At 31.6% G+C, this 1,340-nt stretch carries 1 protein-coding gene; it reads right to left on the minus strand.

All coding sequences use genetic code 11. The features are described from left to right. Window positions 1-204 precede the first annotated feature (204 nt). Window positions 205-948, minus strand: a complete 744-nt coding sequence (locus tag FTV41_RS14780; RefSeq protein ID WP_179996769.1) for a PmeII family type II restriction endonuclease — start codon at window positions 946-948, stop codon at window positions 205-207. Window positions 949-1,340: the final 392 nt, after the last annotated feature.

Genomic DNA, 1,340 nt, shown 5'->3' on the forward strand with positions numbered 1-1,340 from the left:
AGGAGAGCCAGGTCCACAATTATTTTAGGAGTTTTGATAGTGTCAATGTTTGATAAATATAAGGTTGAAACAGATAAGTCATCTGCAACTTGTTCGGCAGAAAAATTATCTAACTCTTTAGGGATAGCCGTCATGATATGAGTTACAGGTAAAATAGAAGCTTATTTCCCCCCATTTTTATAATGGAGGAGCCACCCCATAAGATCACTTAGATTCTTTATTCGCCATGTTAGAGAGTTCTATAATTTTTTTATCATTAGATAAGTCTTTAATTATAGAATCTAATTCCTCACTAAAATCAGATTCTTCTGCTACTTCATCAATTACGGCTATTAAATCATCATAAAACTCATTATCACCAGTTAATTTTTCCCAAAATTCTCTACCAACAAGCACAATATAGTCATGTTTAGATTCTAAATTCTTATAATGTTGACTAATCTCACTTCTCTCACCATAGACAATTCCAACAACCATATCATTGACTTGTAACGCAAGATTATTTGTTCGAGCTAAATTTTTTACAGCTTTAAAATGTTGATGAATCGTCTCCACATCATCTTTATTTATTGTGTTTGGTCCTGATTTAATCTGACAGTATTTTTTTCTACCATCTTGCTGATCTTCATACTCAATATCAATTCCTAATGTCGTACTGCTAAATGTACCTAATACGTCATTCGTAAAATTTTGAATTGCCCCCCCAAAAGTTGTGTTTATGCTCGTACCTAAAATTCGAGGGTAAATTAATGCTTTAGCCATACTTTCAGGGGAAGCATCTCCAGTTAAAAAATTAGCTAAGTATGTTGCAGTAAAAGGATTTATATTAAATTCAGAGGCTTTTTTTAGTTTTTTGGCATTTCGTAAGTGACTTTCCATAACACTTTTTCGAAACCAATCCTTAGCTTTCACTAAAATCTCTTTTTTTTGTGTTTCTGATAACAACATACATGTCCTTATAAATTGGATTTAATTACTGCTTCTAATTATAAGCTTTTATATATATTTTTAATGTTATCAATATCATTAATGAGCAAAAAAATGCCATCTAAACTTTTTATTGCAACAACACTAAACAATTATGAAGAGACTTCATTTAGACGCAATGATCCCTAATTTATGTCAGCCTGAGCGTACAACATTGCTCAAAACTTACCCCAAGGTTTATCCGCAGAAATTGCGGATAATTTCCGAAGTACAGGCATTGATAAAATTTAAAAAATTGCAAAATCGACTACTTTTTAAACAAATTTATTGGCAAGAACTATCAAAACTGCTCATAAAAAAGCCGACTTGTTTCAAAATCGGCTTTTTGGGCATTTTTACATTTTTCTGGTTCT

It is taken from the genome of Acinetobacter sp. YH16051 (genome assembly GCF_013417135.1).
Classification (GTDB): Bacteria; Pseudomonadota; Gammaproteobacteria; order Pseudomonadales; family Moraxellaceae; genus Acinetobacter; species Acinetobacter towneri.